Below are 16,832 nucleotides of genomic sequence, written 5' to 3' on the forward strand. Positions count from 1 at the left end.
GCGTCACTCGATTAATCAGCTTAACCCCAGTTCTTTCCAGATTCGCATCACCTGGCGCCGTTCGTCGGCGAACTGATCCCCGGTCACTGTGCCGGCCTCGTTTTGCAAGGCCTGGCGGTGCGCGGCGGAACGGTAGGCCTTATACACCTCGCGCAGCAGATGGGCATCGGCCGCGGGCATCAAGCCCACCTGCTCCAGGCCTTCCAGAATGCGGATATTGTCGGTGTAGCGCAGCAACGATGGATGTTGCGCAGACCACGCCAAAGCCGCGTATTGCACCATAAATTCAATATCGACGATACCTCCGGCGTCCTGCTTGAGGTCGAACAGCACCGTGGCTTCGAAGGCATTGGCGCCGGTGCCGGCCGTCGTGCCCTTGGTGCCGAGGTTGTCACGCATCTTGGCGCGCATCTCGCTGACCTCCTGGCGCAGCGTGGCCAGGTCGCGATCACGCCCGAGCACTTTGGCCCGTACCTGTTCGAACGCATGGCCCACATCCTGGCTGCCCACCAACACCCGCGCGCGGATCAGGGCCTGATGCTCCCAGGTCCAGGCTTCATTTTCCTGATAGCGCTCGAAGGCCCCCAGCGAACTGACCAACAGCCCGGATGCGCCGGAAGGTCGCAGGCGCATGTCCACTTCATATAACTGCCCGGAGTTGGTCTGGGTGGTCAGCAGGTGAATGATGCGCTGGCCCAAGCGCGTGAAGAACTGCGCGCCATCAATCGGCTTGGCGCCGTCGGTCTCGGCCTGCGGGTCGCCGTCGTGGATAAACACCAGGTCCAGGTCCGAACCATGCCCCAGTTCGATGCCGCCGACTTTGCCATAACCGACAATGATGAACCCAGGATCGCACAGGGTGCCGTCCACGCGCTGCGGCGAGCCATGGCGGGCCACGGTCTGGCGCCAGGCCAGGGCCAGCACTTGTTCAAGGATGGCTTCGGCGAGCCAGGTCAGGTAATCGCTGACTTTCATCAACGGCAGGCTGCCGGCGATTTCCGAGGCGGCGACGCGCAGGCGGTGAGCCAGTTTGAAGTGGCGCAGGGCTTCCATCTGCTGCTCAAGGTCGTCCTCTGGGATGCGCGTGAGGCGCTCGCGCAGTTCGGCGGCGAGTTCCGGCGCCAGGGGCGGCTTGAACAGGCGGCCTTCGTTGAGCAATTCATCGAGCAGCAACGGGAAGCGGGTGATTTGCTCGGCGATCCACGGGCTGGCGGCGCACAGGGTCAACAGGCGACGCAGGGCGTCGGGGTTTTCCGTGAGCAGCACCAGATAAGCGGAACGCCGCGCGACAGCCTCCACCAGCGGCAATACACGCTCCAGGACCAGGTCCGGATTGGCGTGTTCGACCGCCTGGGCCAACAGGCGCGGGATAAACGCATCCAGGCGCTCGCGACCGAGGCGCTGCATGGCGCGCAATTGCGGGCTGTTGCGTAGGCCCGCGAGGGCTTTCAGGGCCTTGGCGGCATCACTGAAACCGCCTTCGGCCAGCTGCCGACAGGCGGCCTCTTCATCTTGGGATTCTTCCCACAGCGGCAACCACTCGCCACCCACGACCAATTCGCTTTCTTCGCCCTCTTCTTCATCTGGGTCGGCGATAACCTGGCGGAAGTGCCAATCCACCCGGCCGCGCCAGTACATCAAGCGCTCGTGGAACGCAGCCCAGTCATCAAAGCCCAGCATAAAGGCAATGCGTGCCTGGTCTTCCGGGGTGTCCGGGAGCATTTGCGTCTGGCGGTCGGCAATCGCCTGGATGGCATGTTCGGTGTAACGCAGGAATTCGTAGCCATCGCGCAACTCGGCGATCACCGCCGGTGGCAAGTAGCCCTGCCCTTCCAGGGTGCCGAGCACCTTGAGCAACGGACGTTGTTGCAGGCTGAGGTCGCGACCGCCGTGGATCAACTGGAACGCCTGGGCGATAAATTCCACCTCGCGGATGCCGCCTGAACCCAGCTTGATATTGTCGGCCATGCCTTTGCGCCGCACTTCCTGCTGGATCAACTGCTTCATGGTGCGCAGCGCTTCGATGGCGGAGAAGTCCAGGTAACGGCGGTAGACAAACGGGCGCAGCATGTCGAGCAGTTGCGCACCGGCGACCTGGTCACCCGCGACCACCCGCGCCTTGATCATGGCGTAGCGTTCCCAGTCGCGACCCTGGTCCTGGTAATACTGTTCCAGCGCATTGAAGCTGAGCACCAGCGAGCCGGACGAACCGTAAGGCCGCAGGCGCATATCGACGCGGAACACAAAACCATCGACGGTCATGGGATCGAGGGCCTTGATCAATTTTTGACCAAGACGAATGAAAAACTCCTGGTTATCCAGAGGGCGCTTCACCCCCACGGTTTCGCCACCTTCGGGGTAGGCGAAGATCAGGTCGATATCCGACGACAGGTTCAGCTCCACCGCGCCGAGCTTGCCCATGCCGAGGATGACCATCTGCTGCGGCTCGCCGCTGCGCCGGCCGGTGGGCGTGCCGAACTGGGCGCAGTGGCGCTGGTACAGCCACTGGTAAGCCTGGTCGATGCTGGCGTCGGCCATGTCGGACAGGTCGCGGCAGGTTTGCACCAGGTCGGCCTGGCGGGTCAGGTCACGCCAGATAATGCGCACTTGCTGGCGGGTGCGCTGGCGTCGCAGCACACGGCCCAGCTCATCTTCTGTTTCGACCTGTTGCACCGCGCCAGCAATCTGCCCGCACAGCTCGCCGGGGGCGAAACCCCGGTCCAGCTCGCCCCAGGCCACCAGCTCCAGCAACATCAAAGGGTCACGAACACTCTGTTGAATGACGAAATCGCTGGCCGCACACACGCGGGCGAAGTCGGCCCACCGTTGCGGCGACCACGCAGAAAGGCCATGATCGTCGCCCAGCGTGGCTACGGCGTCACGAAATGACTGCTCGGCCCGGCTGGCGTAAGGCAGGAGGATGGCCGGTAGTTTGGCCAGCGTTGGAAGGCTCATGGTCTATCCTTGATCGGCGCGTATTTGGCTTGTTGTGATGACTGCAAGAACCCGGCGCGGCGATGAACTGTCGAACAAAGGTTATAAATAGCTGAAAATTCGTACTTATTGGCAGGCAACATTAAACTTCTACCTTTTCTTGTCTGCAAAAGATCAACATTAACGATTATGCTCACCAGCCAGACCGAGCCATACGCTCAGTCTTGTGTAGTTTTACTACTCGTATATACATTCGAAAGGCTGAAATGGCCGACGATTTGTAGTAAAACTACAGGACGCCGAAGCAACCTTCGGCCATCCAAGAATTTATGTCGTCTGCCCACAAGGCCAGTCGCAAACTTCAGGCAACCGATTCTGGTAGCCTTTCCGCCCTGGAGCAAGCCATGCAAGACCTCGATCCCGTCGAAACCCAGGAATGGCTGGACGCCCTGGAATCGGTTCTCGACAAAGAAGGCGAAGACCGTGCTCACTACCTGATGACCCGTATGGGCGAACTCGCGACCCGCAGCGGCTCGCAGTTGCCTTACGCCATCACCACGCCATACCGCAACACCATCCCCGTTACCCACGAAGCACGCATGCCTGGCGACCTGTTCATGGAACGCCGCATTCGCTCGCTGGTACGTTGGAACGCCATGGCGATGGTAATGCGCACGAATCTGAAAGATTCGGACCTGGGCGGTCACATCTCCAGCTTCGCTTCCAGCGCAACCCTGTATGACATCGGCTTCAACTACTTCTTCCAGGCCCCGACCGACGAACACGGCGGCGACCTGATCTACTTCCAGGGCCACACCTCGCCAGGCGTCTATGCCCGCGCGTTCATGGAAGGTCGCATCAGCGAAGAACAAATGAACAACTTCCGCCAGGAAGTGGACGGTCAGGGCCTGTCGTCCTACCCGCACCCTTGGCTGATGCCTGATTTCTGGCAGTTCCCGACCGTTTCCATGGGTCTGGGTCCGATCCAGGCGATCTACCAGGCACGTTTCATGAAGTACCTGGAAGCCCGTGGCTTCATCCCTGAAGGCAAGCAGAAAGTCTGGTGCTTCCTGGGCGACGGCGAGTGTGACGAGCCGGAATCCCTGGGTGCCATCTCCCTGGCTGGCCGCGAGAAGCTGGACAACCTGATCTTCGTCATCAACTGCAACCTGCAGCGCCTCGACGGCCCGGTTCGCGGCAACGGCAAGATCATCCAGGAACTCGAAGGCGTGTTCCGTGGTGCTCAGTGGAACGTGACCAAAGTCATCTGGGGCCGTTTCTGGGACCCACTGCTGGCCAAGGACGTCGACGGTATCCTGCAACGTCGCATGGACGAAGTCATCGACGGCGAGTACCAGAACTACAAAGCCAAAGACGGCGCGTTCGTCCGTGAACACTTCTTCAACACGCCAGAACTCAAGGCGATGGTTGCAGACCTGTCCGACGACGAGATCTGGAAACTCAACCGTGGCGGCCACGACCCGTACAAGGTCTACGCGGCGTACCACGAAGCGGTCAACCACAAAGAACAACCGACCGTCATCCTGGCCAAGACCATCAAGGGTTATGGCACCGGCGCCGGCGAAGCGAAGAACACTGCGCACAACACCAAGAAAGTTGATGTTGAAAGCCTGAAGTTGTTCCGCGACCGCTTCGACATCCCGGTAAAAGACGAAGAGCTGGAAGACCTGCCGTTCTTCAAGCCAGAGCCAAACAGCGCCGAAGCCCGCTACCTGAGCGAGCGCCGCACTGCACTGGGCGGTTTCGTGCCACAGCGCCGCGCCAACAGCTTCAGCGTACCGACCCCGGACTTGAGCACCCTCAAGGCGATCCTGGACGGCTCGGGCGACCGTGAAATCTCCACCACCATGGCTTTCGTGCGTATTTTGGCGCAGCTGGTCAAGGACAAGGACATCGGCCCGCGCATCGTTCCGATCATCCCGGACGAAGCCCGTACCTTCGGTATGGAAGGCATGTTCCGTCAGTTGGGCATCTACTCCTCCGTCGGCCAGCTCTACGAGCCAGTCGATAAAGACCAGGTGATGTTCTACAAGGAAGACAAGAAGGGCCAGATCCTCGAAGAAGGCATCAACGAAGCGGGCGCCATGAGCTCCTTCATCGCTGCCGGTACTTCGTACTCCAGCCACAACCAGCCGATGCTGCCGTTCTACATCTTCTACTCGATGTTCGGCTTCCAGCGTATTGGCGACCTGGCTTGGGCAGCAGGCGACAGCCGTACCCGTGGCTTCCTGATCGGCGGTACCGCTGGCCGGACCACCCTGAACGGCGAAGGCCTGCAACACGAAGACGGTCACAGCCACATCCTGGCTGCCACCATCCCGAACTGCCGCACCTTTGATCCAACCTACGGCTATGAGCTGGCGGTGATCATCCAGGACGGCATGAAGAAGATGACCGAAGAGCAGCAGGACGTTTTCTACTACATCACCGTGATGAACGAGTCCTACCAGCAGCCTGCAATGCCGGCTGGCGTGGAAGAAGGCATCATCAAGGGCATGTACCTGCTCGAAGAAGACACCAAGGAAGCAGCGCACCACGTACAGCTGATGGGCTCCGGCACCATCCTGCGCGAAGTGCGTGAAGCGGCGAAGATCCTGCGTGAAGAGTTCAACGTCGGCGCCGACGTGTGGAGCGTCACCAGCTTCAACGAACTGCGTCGCGACGGCCTGGCCGTAGAGCGCAGCAACCGCCTCAAGCCTGGTCAAAAACCAGCGAAGAGCTACGTCGAAGAGTGCCTGGCCGGCCGTAAGGGTCCAGTCATTGCCTCTACCGACTACATGAAGCTGTTCGCCGAACAAATTCGCCAGTGGGTCCCGTCCAAGGAATTCAAAGTCCTGGGCACCGACGGTTTCGGCCGCAGTGACAGCCGCAAGAAGCTGCGTCACTTCTTCGAAGTCGACCGTCACTTCGTGGTGTTGGCAGCCCTGGAAGCCTTGGCTGACCGCGGTGAAATCGAACCCAAGGTGGTAGCAGACGCTATCGTCAAGTTCGGTATCAACCCGGACAAACGCAACCCACTGGACTGCTGAGGAGACTTTTTGTGAGCGAACTCATTCGCGTACCTGACATCGGCAGCGGTGAAGGTGAAGTAATCGAGCTGTTTGTGAAGGTCGGCGACACTGTCGAAGCCGACCAGAGCATCCTGACCCTGGAATCGGACAAGGCGAGCATGGAAATCCCTGCTCCCAAGGCCGGCGTGGTCAAAAGCCTGAAAGTGAAGCTGGGCGACCGCCTGAAAGAAGGCGACGAACTGCTGGAACTGGAAATCGAAGGTGCCGCTGCTGCGGCCCCTGCACCTGCGGCCGCTCCGGCTGCCGCTGCTGCACCGGCGCCTGCCGAGAAGCCAGCCGAGGCCCCTGCGGCCCCGGCTGCTGCTCCTGCCGCCGCTTCGGTGCAGGACATCCACGTGCCGGACATCGGTTCGTCGGGCAAGGCCAAGATCATCGAGCTGCTGGTTAAAGTCGGCGACACCGTCGAAGCCGACCAGTCGCTGATCACCCTGGAGTCCGACAAGGCCTCCATGGAAATCCCTTCGCCGGCTGCCGGCGTCGTGGAAAGCATCGCGGTCAAGCTGGAAGACGAAGTCGGCACTGGAGATTTCATCCTCAAGCTCAAAGTACAAGGCGCTGCGCCTGCTGCTGCTCCAGCACCTGCGGCGGCTCCGGCTGCCAAGGCTGAAGCTGCACCTGCCGCCGCACCTGCGCCTGCTGCAAAAGCCGAGGCCGCTCCGGCGCCGGTTGCTGCTGCACCTGCGCCAAGCGGTGCCAAGGTTCACGCCGGCCCTGCCGTGCGTCAGCTGGCTCGCGAGTTCGGCGTTGAGCTGAACGCCGTCGCGGCCACCGGCCCCCACGGCCGTGTGCTGAAGGAAGACGTGCAGGTTTACGTCAAGGCGATGATGCACAAAGCCAAGGAAGCTCCGGCTGCCGGCGGCGCTACTGGCGGTTCGGGCATTCCACCGATCCGCACCGTGGACTTCAGCCGCTTCGGCGAGATCGAAGAAGTGCCGATGACCCGCCTGATGCAAATCGGCGCGGCCGGCCTGCACGCCAGCTACCTGAACATCCCGCACGTGACCCAGTTCGACCAGGCCGACATCACTGACCTGGAAGCTTTCCGCGTTGCGCAGAAAGCCGTGGCCGAGAAGGCCGGCGTGAAACTGACCGTGCTGCCGCTGCTGCTCAAGGCGTGCGCGCACCTGCTCAAGGAACTGCCGGACTTCAACGCTTCGCTGGCACCAAGCGGCAAGGCGATCATCCGCAAGAAGTACGTGAACATCGGCTTCGCGGTCGATACGCCGGATGGCCTGCTGGTACCGGTCATCAAGAACGTCGACCAGAAAAGCCTGCTGCAACTCGCTGCCGAGGCTGCTGCGCTGGCTGCCAAGGCCCGCGACAAGAAGCTCACACCGGACGACATGCAGGGCGCGTGCTTCACCATCTCCAGCCTCGGGCACATTGGCGGTACTGGCTTCACGCCAATCGTCAACGCGCCGGAAGTGGCGATCCTGGGTGTGTCCAAGGCAACTATCCAGCCAGTGTGGGACGGTAAAGCGTTCCAGCCGAAGCTGATGCTGCCGCTGTCGCTGTCCTACGATCACCGTGTGATCAACGGCGCCGCGGCTGCACGCTTCACGCAGCGCCTGGGCCAACTGCTCGGCGACATCCGCACCATTCTGCTGTAAGCCTCAACGGGCCTCCCTTTCATCGGGGAGGCCTGGTTGCACCGATTTCCGAGCGCCACACGCTCGTACCTCAACCCCGCCACTTGGCGGGGCTTTTTTTGCCTGTTTGATCGTTCCCACGCTCCGCGTGGTAACGCCGCCCCGGACGCTCCGCGTCCCCTGTTATGCGGTTTTTTTGCCTGGATAACTGGACAGACAAAACAGGTTTGTACACCTTCCATCACCGCCATTTCAGAAATCCCTCGCGCGGCCGATAACCCCCTTATAGCACTTAGCCTTCATCCTCTCTTGTCAGTGCGTGCTGCATGATGCAACCTTGCCGCAGGCGACAGAAAAGAGGGCGTGAGCCCAGCGCCGTGCGCATTTTCCCAAGCGAGTTTCCCCCATGAAAAGCCAACCCGATGTCGCCCGTATGGCGGCCGAGGTAGTGACGCAATTACCGGTGCCTTCGCGCCTCGGTATGCTGCGTTTCGAGCGGCTGAATGAGGCAAGCTGGGCCCTGCTCTACCTCGACCCCAATTGCGAACGCCAATTCGGTCTGCCGGCGGTCGAGCTGTGTGCCCTGCTCGGCACCCCCTACGCCAGCCTGATGGAGCCCCAAGCGCGCTATCAGCTGCATGATGCGATCCAGCAACAACTGAGCCACAGCCCCCATTACCTGGTGCGCTACACCCTGCACACCAGCGACGGCCCGCTGAGCCTGCTGGAAATGGGCGAAGCCTACAAACAACACAATCGCCACTTGCTACGCGGCTACCTGATGGTGGTGGACGGCCTGTTCAGCGAAGTCCCCACGACGGCCCCGACGGCCGACCTGGAAAGCCAGAACAGCCGCCTGCAGATCGCCCTGGAGCTCAACCAGCGCGCGCAGCAAGAACAATTGCAACACCTGGAACGTGTGCGCGCCCAACAGGAGCTGATCCTGCTGCTGGCCCGCCAGCGCTACACCGCGAACAATTCGCTGCAGGAAGCGGCCGAGCTGATCACCCGCAGCGCCTGCGAAATCTACCAGGTCGACAGCGCGCGCATCTGGCACCTCGAAGACCAGCGCCTGGTGCCGATTGCCGCCTACCTGCGCGCCGACCAGCAGCACTACCTGCCCGAACCCATCGATGCCAGTTGCTTCCCGGATTACCTGGAAGCCCTGCACAGCAGCCGCGCCATCGACGCCACCAACGCCCTGCGCGACCCGCGCACCCGCGAGCTGGCCGAGGAGCTGCGCGCCAAGGACATCCAGGCCCTGCTCGACGCCAGCATTCGTGTGGATGGCCAGGTGGTCGGCGTGCTCTGCCTGGAGCAAGGCCGCAGCCCGCGTATCTGGCAGGCCGATGAGATCGCCTTTGCCGGCGAGCTGGCGGACCAGTTCGCGCAAGTCATCAACAACCACAACCGGCGCACCGCCACCAGCGCGCTGCACCTGTTCCAGCGTGCGGTGGAGCAAAGCGCCAACGCCTTTCTGCTGGTCAATTGCGACGGCGTGGTGGAGTACGTCAACCCGAGCTTTACCGCGATCACCCAGTACAGCGCCGAAGAAGTCCATGGCCACCGCCTGGCGCAACTGCCGGCGCTGGAGAACCTCAGCGAGCTGCTGTTCGACGCGCCCTCCAGCCTGGCCAAGAGCAACAGCTGGCAGGGCGAATTCAAGAGCCGGCGCAAAAACCTCGAACCCTACTGGGGCCAGCTGTCGATCTCCAAGGTGTACGGCGACAACCGTGAGCTGACGCACTACATCGGCATCTACGAAGACATCACCCAGACCAAGCTGGCCCAGCAGCGCATCGAGCGCCTGGCCTACACCGACAACCTGACGAACCTGGGCAACCGCCCGGCGTTTATCCGCAATCTCGACGAACGGTTTGCCCGCGACAGCGACAGCCCGATCAGCCTGCTGCTGGTGGACATCGACAACTTCAAGCGGATCAACGACAGCCTCGGCCACCAGACCGGCGACAAACTGCTGATCAGCCTGGCCCGACGCCTGCGCAACAGCCTGAGCACCGGCGGCAGCCTGGCGCGGTTCGCCAGTAACGAGTTCGCCGTGCTGCTCGACGACACCGACCTGGAAACCGGCCAGCAAGTCGCCAGCCAGCTGTTGGCGACCCTCGACAAGCCGATGTTCGTCGACAACCAATTGATCAGCGTTACCGGCTCCGTGGGCCTGGCCTGCGCGCCCTTGCACGGCCGTGACCCGCAAACCCTGATGCGCAACGCCGGCCTGGCCCTGCACAAGGCCAAGGCCAACGGCAAGCACCAGGTGCAAGTGTTCACCGAAGCGCTCAACGCCGAAGCCAGTTACAAGCTGTTCGTGGAAAACAACCTGCGCCGCGCCCTGACCCAGAACGAGCTGGACGTGTTCTACCAGCCCAAGCTGTGCCTGCGCAGCGGCCGCTTGCTGGGCATGGAAGCGCTGCTGCGCTGGAACCATCCGGAAAAAGGCATGATCCGCCCCGACCAGTTCATCAGCGTGGCGGAAGAGACCGGCTTGATCATCCCCATCGGCAAGTGGATCGCGCGCCAGGCCTGCCGCATGAGCAAGCAACTGAGCGCCGCCGGCATGGGCAACTTGCAAGTGGCGATCAACCTGTCGCCCAAGCAGTTCTCCGACCCAGACCTGGTGGCCTCGATTGCCACCATCCTCAAGGAAGAACAACTGCCGGCCAACCTGCTGGAGCTGGAGCTGACCGAAGGCTTGCTGCTGGAAGCCACCGAGGACACACGCCTGCAACTGGACCAGCTGAAAAGCTTTGGCCTGACCCTCGCCATGGACGACTTCGGCACCGGCTATTCGTCGCTGAGCTACTTGAAAAAATTCCCGATCGACATCATCAAGATCGATCGCAGCTTCATCCATGAAATCCCGGACAACCAGGACGATATGGAAATTACCTCGGCGGTGATCGCCATGGCCCACAACCTCAAGCTCAAGGTCGTGGCCGAAGGCATCGAGACCGCTGAACAGCTGGCGTTCCTGCGCCGGCATCGCTGTGACGTCGGCCAGGGCTACCTGTTCGACCGGCCAATCCCCGGCGCAGAGCTGTTTGCTATGCTCAAGCGCTATCCACGCGGACCTGTCGCCTGACAGCGTGGTAACACTCGGGCACACTGGCTGTCTGACCTTTTACCGCTAACTCAACCTGACGAGAGGACTGATCATGGTCTTGCGCTCGGAAATTCTGGTGAATAAAAACGTGCTTCCTACTGCAGAACAAGCTTTGCCTGGCCGCGAAACCCCGATGGCCCTGCCTGAAACCCACTTCGTCAACGGCAACCCGCTGCTGGGGCCCTTCCTGGATGACGTCGGTTTCGCGATCTTCGGCCTGGGTTGCTTCTGGGGCGCCGAGCGCAAGTTCTGGCAGCGCGACGGCGTGGTCAGCAGCGTGGTCGGCTACGCCGGCGGCTTTACGCCGAACCCGACCTACGAAGAAGTCTGCTCCGGCCTGACCGGCCACAGCGAAGTGGTGCTGGTGGTGTATGACCAGGCCAAAGTGAAATACGAAGACCTGCTGAAGATGTTCTGGGAACTGCACAACCCGACCCAGGGCATGCGCCAGGGCAACGACATCGGCAGCCAGTACCGCTCGGTGATCTATGCGACCACCCCAGAGCAATTGGAGGCGGCGAAAGCCAGCGCCCAGGCTTATCAGCAAGAGCTGACCAAGGCCGGGCTGGGTGAGATCACCACGGAAATCGACGAAGCGCCGACGGTGTACTTCGCCGAGGCGTATCACCAGCAGTACCTGGCGAAGAATCCGCAGGGCTATTGCGGGATTGGCGGCACGGGCGTGACCTGCCCGATCTGAGACCAGCGCAGCTCAAATGTGGGAGCGGGCTTGTGTGGGAGCGGGCTTGCTCGCGAAAGCGGTGGATCAGTCAACTGATTCTGTGACTGACACTCCGCATTCGCGAGCAAGCCCGCTCCCACATTGGGTCCTATGCCAGGCTTGGGATCCAGTTACTCAGCAATCAGCCAATCCATCTGCCACCCACCCTGAGTCTGCCCCAGCTGCTTGGACAACCACGGCAGCAGCTCACGCAACTCCTCTTCCAAACCCCACGGCGGGTTGGCAATCGCCAGGCCCGAGCCCGTCAGGGTGTTCGGCGTATCCAATGGATGCACCAACAACTCCACACGCAGCAGCTTCGGCGCGCCGGTACCGGCCAGGTCCTGATAGAAGCGGCGCAACATGCGCTGGTCCTTCACCGGGTACCAGATGGCGGCAACGGTCTGGCGCATGCGACTCACGGCTTCCTTGAGGGAGGCGGCGCAGCGTTGCATCTCGTCGAGTTTCTCGAACGGCGGGTCGATCAGCATCAACGCGCGTTTTTCCGGCACTGGCAGCAGGGCACGCGGCACATGCCAGCCTTCGCCCAGGTGCACTTTGACGCGGCGATCACCCTTCATGTTGTCTTTGAGCAGCACACCGTCTTCCGGATGCTTTTCATTGAGCAGCACGCGGTCCTGTGGTCGCGTGAGGCGGCGTGCCAGCTCCGGCGAGCCCGGGTAGTAGCGCAACTGGCCATCCGGGTTCATCTCGTGCAGCACGCGCATGTAATCAGCGGTCAGCGGCGGCAGGTCACTTTGGCCCCACAGGCGCGCAATGCCTTCCAGGTATTCACCGGTACGGTTGGCCTGGTCGCCCTGCAAGTCGTACAGGCCGATCCCGGCGTGGGTATCGAGGTAGGTGAACGGCTGCTCCTTGCGCGACATCAGGGCGATGAGGCGGGTCAAGGTCAGGTGTTTGAAGACATCGGCGTGGTTGCCGGCGTGAAAGGCGTGACGATAATTCATGGTTGCTCCTGCGCAGGGGGCGAAGTTTACCTTTTACGCGGGCTCAGGTGCAGTGCGCTACTTATGCTTAAAGCGCAGGAACTTCGCTGAAAATGATCTAGCCGGTTATGTGGGAGCGGGCTTGCCCGCGATGCAGGCGACGCGGTATTACCTGCACACCGCGGTGAAGCTATCGCAGGCAAGCCAGCGCCCACACTGTCCAAGGAGGTCAATAACAATCATGAAAGACGCCACCCTCGCACTGCACCACGGCTTCAAGTCGGACCCCACCACCAAGGCCGTCGCCGTGCCGATCTACCAGAACGTCGCCTTCGAATTCGACAACGCCCAGCACGGCGCCGACCTGTTCAACCTGGACATGCCCGGCAATATCTACACGCGCATCATGAACCCCACCAACGACGTGCTGGAGCAACGCATCGCGGCCCTGGAAGGCGGTATCGCGGCCCTGGCCGTGTCGGCCGGCAGCGCGGCGATCCACTATGCGATCCAGACGCTGACGCGCGCCGGTGACAATATCGTCACCACCCCGCAGCTCTACGGCGGCACCTACACCCTGTTCGCGCACTTGCTACCGAGCTTTGGCGTGGACGTGCGCTTCGCCCGTGACGACTCCGCGCAAGCCATCGCCGAACTGATCGACGACAACACCAAGCTGGTGTACTGCGAAAGCATCGGCAACCCGGCGGGCAACATCATCGACCTGCAAGCCCTGGCCGACGTCGCCCATGCCCGTGGCGTGCCGCTGATGGTGGACAACACCGTGGCCACGCCGATCCTGTGCAAGCCGATCAGGTTCGGCGCCGACATCGTCGTGCATTCGCTGACCAAGTACATCGGCGGCCATGGCAACTCCCTGGGCGGGGTGATTGTCGACAGCGGCACCTTCCCCTGGACCGATTACCCGGAAAAATTCCCCGGTCTCAACAACCCCGAGCCGGCCTATCACGGCGTGGTCTACACAGAAAAATTCGGCCCCGCGGCCTTTATCGCCCGCGCCCGCACCGTGCCACTGCGCAATACCGGCGCGGCGTTGGCGCCGATGAACGCCTTCCTGCTGCTGCAAGGCCTGGAAACCCTCGCGCTGCGCATGGAGCGCCATACCGAAAACGCGTTGAAGGTCGCGCAGTTCCTGCAAGGCCATCGCGCAGTGGAATGGGTCAGCTACGCCGGCCTGCCGGATCACCCGCACCACGCCCTGGCGCAGAAATACCTGCAGGGCAAACCCTCGGCGATCCTGTCGTTTGGCTTGAAGGGCGGCTATGAAGCCGGTGTGCGCTTCTACGACGCGCTGCAAATCTTCAAGCGCCTGGTGAATATCGGCGATGCCAAGTCCCTGGCCTGCCACCCGGCCTCCACCACCCACCGGCAGATGAACGAACAAGAGCAGGCCAAGGCCGGGGTGAAACCGGAAATGATCCGCCTGTCGGTGGGCATCGAAGCGATTGAAGACCTGATCGACGACTTGCAGCAGGCCCTGGGTTCAACCCAGCTCTGAGGCGATGTAGTCGGCCAGCGCTGCATGGCTGATGGGCGAAATCCGCACGAAGCGGGCGACCTTGTGCCGCAAGGTCGTCGGCGAGAAGGCAGCGCAGAGGTCGGGGCGCTGTTCTTCAAGCCATTGCAGCAGGTTGTCGATCAGCGTCTGCGGTGATTGTTCCGCCAGCAGCCCCATCAGTGGTGCAGGCACTTGCCACCATGGGCTGGTTTTGGCGGCAGTCACCGTTCCTGTCGCCACGCCCAGCGCCTGGCCATTGATCAGGTAACGCTGGAACACCGGCAATATCTCCCCGCCCGATTGCTGAATGATCGGCAACATCTGGGCGCCGTCCCAGAAGCGCAAGAACACCGCCTGCCCCTCCGGCAGGTACACCTTGGTCAGGCTTTGCAGGTGCGCGATCACCGTGTCCAACGGGCTGGACGAGACGGCCAGCCAACCCCAATCGGTGGATGCGGTGGAGGCAACCCAATCCAGGAAAGCGCTGCCACGCTCGACGATGGCGACGTAGGGCATGACCTCATCCCATGACGCATAGGCCGTGCCGGCCCAAACGGGGTGCAGCGCCGTTGCGCCTGCATGGGTTCGCCACGCCGTCAGCGGCTTGGCGTCGCTGGCCGCGCTCACGATGGCGAAGAGTTGTTCACCGGGAAGCAAGGTTTGATGCATCGTCGTTAAATCCATTCTGGGGTGGCGCACAGGCCGTTCTTGCAGCGCTCACACTCTTCGCAAAACGGCGCGCTGCGCTTGAGGCTGGCCACTTGTGCGCGGCTCAACGGCGCGGGTATGACCGCCAGCAGTGTCTCTTTCAAGCCCGGCATCAGCGGCGCAGCGGCCGCAGCGGGCGCACCGCCGAGCTGGATCGGCACGCTGCTGAAAATCCCGCCCGCCGACAACGTGATCGACTGCCCGCCCGCTTGAATCGTGACGGACGCGCCCGCATCGATGACCACACTGTGCCCGGCACCGATCTGAATGGTGCGCCCGGCACGCATCTGCTGGGAGCCGCCGACCACCAGGTGATCATCCTGCTTGAGTTCGGTCAGGCGGTTACCGTGGGTGATGCGCTGTTCTTCACCTTGCAGCTCATGGTGGGATTCGCCGCCCACCCGGACTCGACGCCTGTTATCCACCTGCACCTGCTGGTCATGCAACACGTGTTGGGTCCAGTCGCGCTGGGCGCGCAGGTAGATTTCCTCGGCGCCCTTGCGGTCCTCGATGCGCAGCTCGTTGTAGCCACCACCACCGGGGCTGCTCTGGCTGCGGAACGTGCTGCGGGTCTTGTCTGCGGGCAGATCCAGGGGCACGGGTGTCGCCGCGTTGGGCAGGCAGCCCATCACCAAGGGCATGTCCATATCGCCATTGACGAAGCCCACCAGCACTTCCATGCCCACTCGCGGGATCAGCACCGCGCCATAGCGGTCATGGGCCCAACCGCTGGCAACCCGCAACCAGCAGCTGGAATGGTCGTTGTGCTCGCCGTTGCGGTCCCAGGCCAGCTGCACTTTGACCCGGCCGTATTCGTCGCAATGGATTTCGCTGTCGGCGGGGCCGGTGACCACCGCGTTCTGATAGCCGGAAATGCTCGGACGCTCAGGCAACGGCGGGCGAAAGATCACGTCCCATGGCGCCGCGACAAAGGTGTTGCGATAACCCTGGCGAAAATCCCCACCTGCCGGTTCGGTCACCGCCTCCTCTAGCACCTGGGGCTGCTTGCCCTCATGGACAACCTGGGTCACCAGCCACAGGTCATTCCAGGCCCCACGCGGGTGGCCGGCGAGCCGCATGAAACGGCCGCTGGCCAGCGCCGGTTCGTCGCCACTGCCACGGGCGATCTGATAGTCGCTGCGGCTGCGCTCCAGGCCACGTTGCGCAAGGTATTTGCCATGGGCGCGGTCGCTGAAGTATCCGGGATAATCCTGCACCTCAAGGCGCGGCAGTTGCTCGCCAGCCGCCGCACTTTCCAGCGCCAGGCGCGGCTTGCGCCAATCGTAATCACGCAGGTTCAGCGCCGTGGCGCGGGTCTCCAGTTGCACGGCAAAGCGTTTGATCGCCGGCGTGTCGGCGACCATCCCGGAGCCGGGGGTGTAAGGAGTGGGCTGCTCAACCTGGGCAAAAACCGTCTGGTCATCACCAAACACCAACAGGTGCCGATCCGCCGCATGCTGGAAGTGATAGTGGATCCCCGCCTCGGCACACAGGCGCTGGACGAACGCCAGATCGGTCTCGCCAAACTGCACGCAGTACTCGCGCTCGGGGTAAGTACCACTCAACTGGAACGCAAAGCGGTCACTCTGGATGCCCTGCCCCACCAGCACCTGCGCCACGATCTGCGGCACCGTCTGGTGCTGGAAGATTCGTTGCTGGCTGCTGTGTGCCAGGTAGGCCAGTTGTGGCACGAGGCTGATCTGATAGCGCGTCAGGCGCCGGCCGGAATCGCCTTGCGCCACGCGGTAGACCAGGCCATGGACGCCATGGCCCTGATCGTCAAACCCCAGATACACCGGGCGATGCAGCAGGCCTTCGAGGTCGAGGTCGGGCTGTTCGCTGACCAGTTCAAGGTCAAAACAGTAGGGTTGGCTAAGCGCTTCGGTACCACTGAAGCTGTAGACCTTGAGGTCGCTGGCGAGCCCGTCCAGGGTCAGGTTGAAGGCACTTTGATTGGCAGGAGCGAACATCCGGTGTTTCTCTGCGAAGGGGTGGGCGGGGATAGTGCCTCAGCTATTTGCCGTACTGATCACGGCGCGAACAAATCAGTAAATCCTTACGCCTTGGGTTTCCCTTTCGGATTTCCACGTTTGCTTGGATTTTTCGCACAAAAATACAGACGTCTGACGGAAGCCTTTCATTGCTGCGTAGCCCGTTTCCCAAAGTCAAAAAACCACCCCAAATTCCCCCCTGCGTAACCA

At 62.1% G+C, this 16,832-nt stretch carries 9 protein-coding genes; 5 read left to right on the forward strand and 4 right to left on the reverse strand.

Annotation, left to right across the window (positions count from 1 at the left end):
• Positions 1-15 precede the first annotated feature (15 nt).
• Positions 16-2,955 carry a bifunctional [glutamate--ammonia ligase]-adenylyl-L-tyrosine phosphorylase/[glutamate--ammonia-ligase] adenylyltransferase gene (gene glnE / locus ACZRMO_RS11935; RefSeq protein WP_463972984.1) on the reverse strand — a complete coding sequence of 980 codons (2,940 nt, stop codon included), beginning with the start codon at positions 2,953-2,955 and terminating at the stop codon, positions 16-18.
• 383 nt (positions 2,956-3,338) lie between these two features.
• On the opposite strand from glnE, the gene aceE reads away from it, so the two are divergent.
• The 4 genes from aceE to msrA all read left to right on the forward strand — a co-directional run bounded on the left by aceE (position 3,339) and on the right by msrA (position 11,436).
• Positions 3,339-5,984, forward strand: a complete 2,646-nt coding sequence (gene aceE / locus ACZRMO_RS11940; RefSeq protein ID WP_463972985.1) for a pyruvate dehydrogenase (acetyl-transferring), homodimeric type — start codon at positions 3,339-3,341, stop codon at positions 5,982-5,984.
• 11 nt (positions 5,985-5,995) lie between these two features.
• A complete protein-coding gene (gene aceF / locus ACZRMO_RS11945; protein ID WP_463972986.1) occupies positions 5,996-7,636 on the forward strand; it encodes a dihydrolipoyllysine-residue acetyltransferase in 1,641 nt (546 codons plus the stop codon).
• Between the two features lie 385 nt (positions 7,637-8,021).
• Positions 8,022-10,715: a putative bifunctional diguanylate cyclase/phosphodiesterase gene (locus tag ACZRMO_RS11950; protein ID WP_463972987.1), complete on the forward strand. Its 2,694-nt coding sequence runs from the start codon at positions 8,022-8,024 to the stop codon at positions 10,713-10,715.
• Positions 10,716-10,788: 73 nt separating this feature from the next.
• The gene (msrA, locus tag ACZRMO_RS11955) at positions 10,789-11,436 is read left to right on the forward strand and encodes a peptide-methionine (S)-S-oxide reductase MsrA (RefSeq protein ID WP_124525496.1); all 648 of its coding nucleotides are present in this window, start codon (positions 10,789-10,791) and stop codon (positions 11,434-11,436) included.
• A gap of 152 nt (positions 11,437-11,588) precedes the next feature.
• Here msrA and ACZRMO_RS11960 read toward each other — a convergent pair whose 3' ends face one another.
• Positions 11,589-12,425 (reverse strand): 23S rRNA (adenine(2030)-N(6))-methyltransferase RlmJ, encoded by an 837-nt coding sequence (locus ACZRMO_RS11960; RefSeq protein WP_017734897.1) that lies wholly within the window; start codon positions 12,423-12,425, stop codon positions 11,589-11,591.
• Positions 12,426-12,645: 220 nt separating this feature from the next.
• On the opposite strand from ACZRMO_RS11960, the gene ACZRMO_RS11965 reads away from it, so the two are divergent.
• Positions 12,646-13,923, forward strand: coding sequence for an O-acetylhomoserine aminocarboxypropyltransferase/cysteine synthase family protein (locus tag ACZRMO_RS11965; protein WP_463972988.1), 1,278 nt, complete (start codon positions 12,646-12,648; stop codon positions 13,921-13,923).
• Here the strand turns inward: ACZRMO_RS11965 and ACZRMO_RS11970 are convergent.
• Together ACZRMO_RS11970 and ACZRMO_RS11975 are read right to left on the reverse strand one after the other, a co-directional pair.
• Complete coding sequence (locus tag ACZRMO_RS11970; protein WP_463972989.1) at positions 13,909-14,592, reverse strand: DUF4123 domain-containing protein; 684 nt, start codon at positions 14,590-14,592, stop codon at positions 13,909-13,911. The genes ACZRMO_RS11965 and ACZRMO_RS11970 overlap by 15 nt on opposite strands.
• A 5-nt stretch (positions 14,593-14,597) precedes the next feature.
• Positions 14,598-16,601 (reverse strand): type VI secretion system Vgr family protein, encoded by a 2,004-nt coding sequence (locus ACZRMO_RS11975; RefSeq protein WP_463972990.1) that lies wholly within the window; start codon positions 16,599-16,601, stop codon positions 14,598-14,600.
• Positions 16,602-16,832 lie beyond the last annotated feature (231 nt).

The sequence above is a fragment of the Pseudomonas sp. B611 genome, from assembly GCF_055407965.1.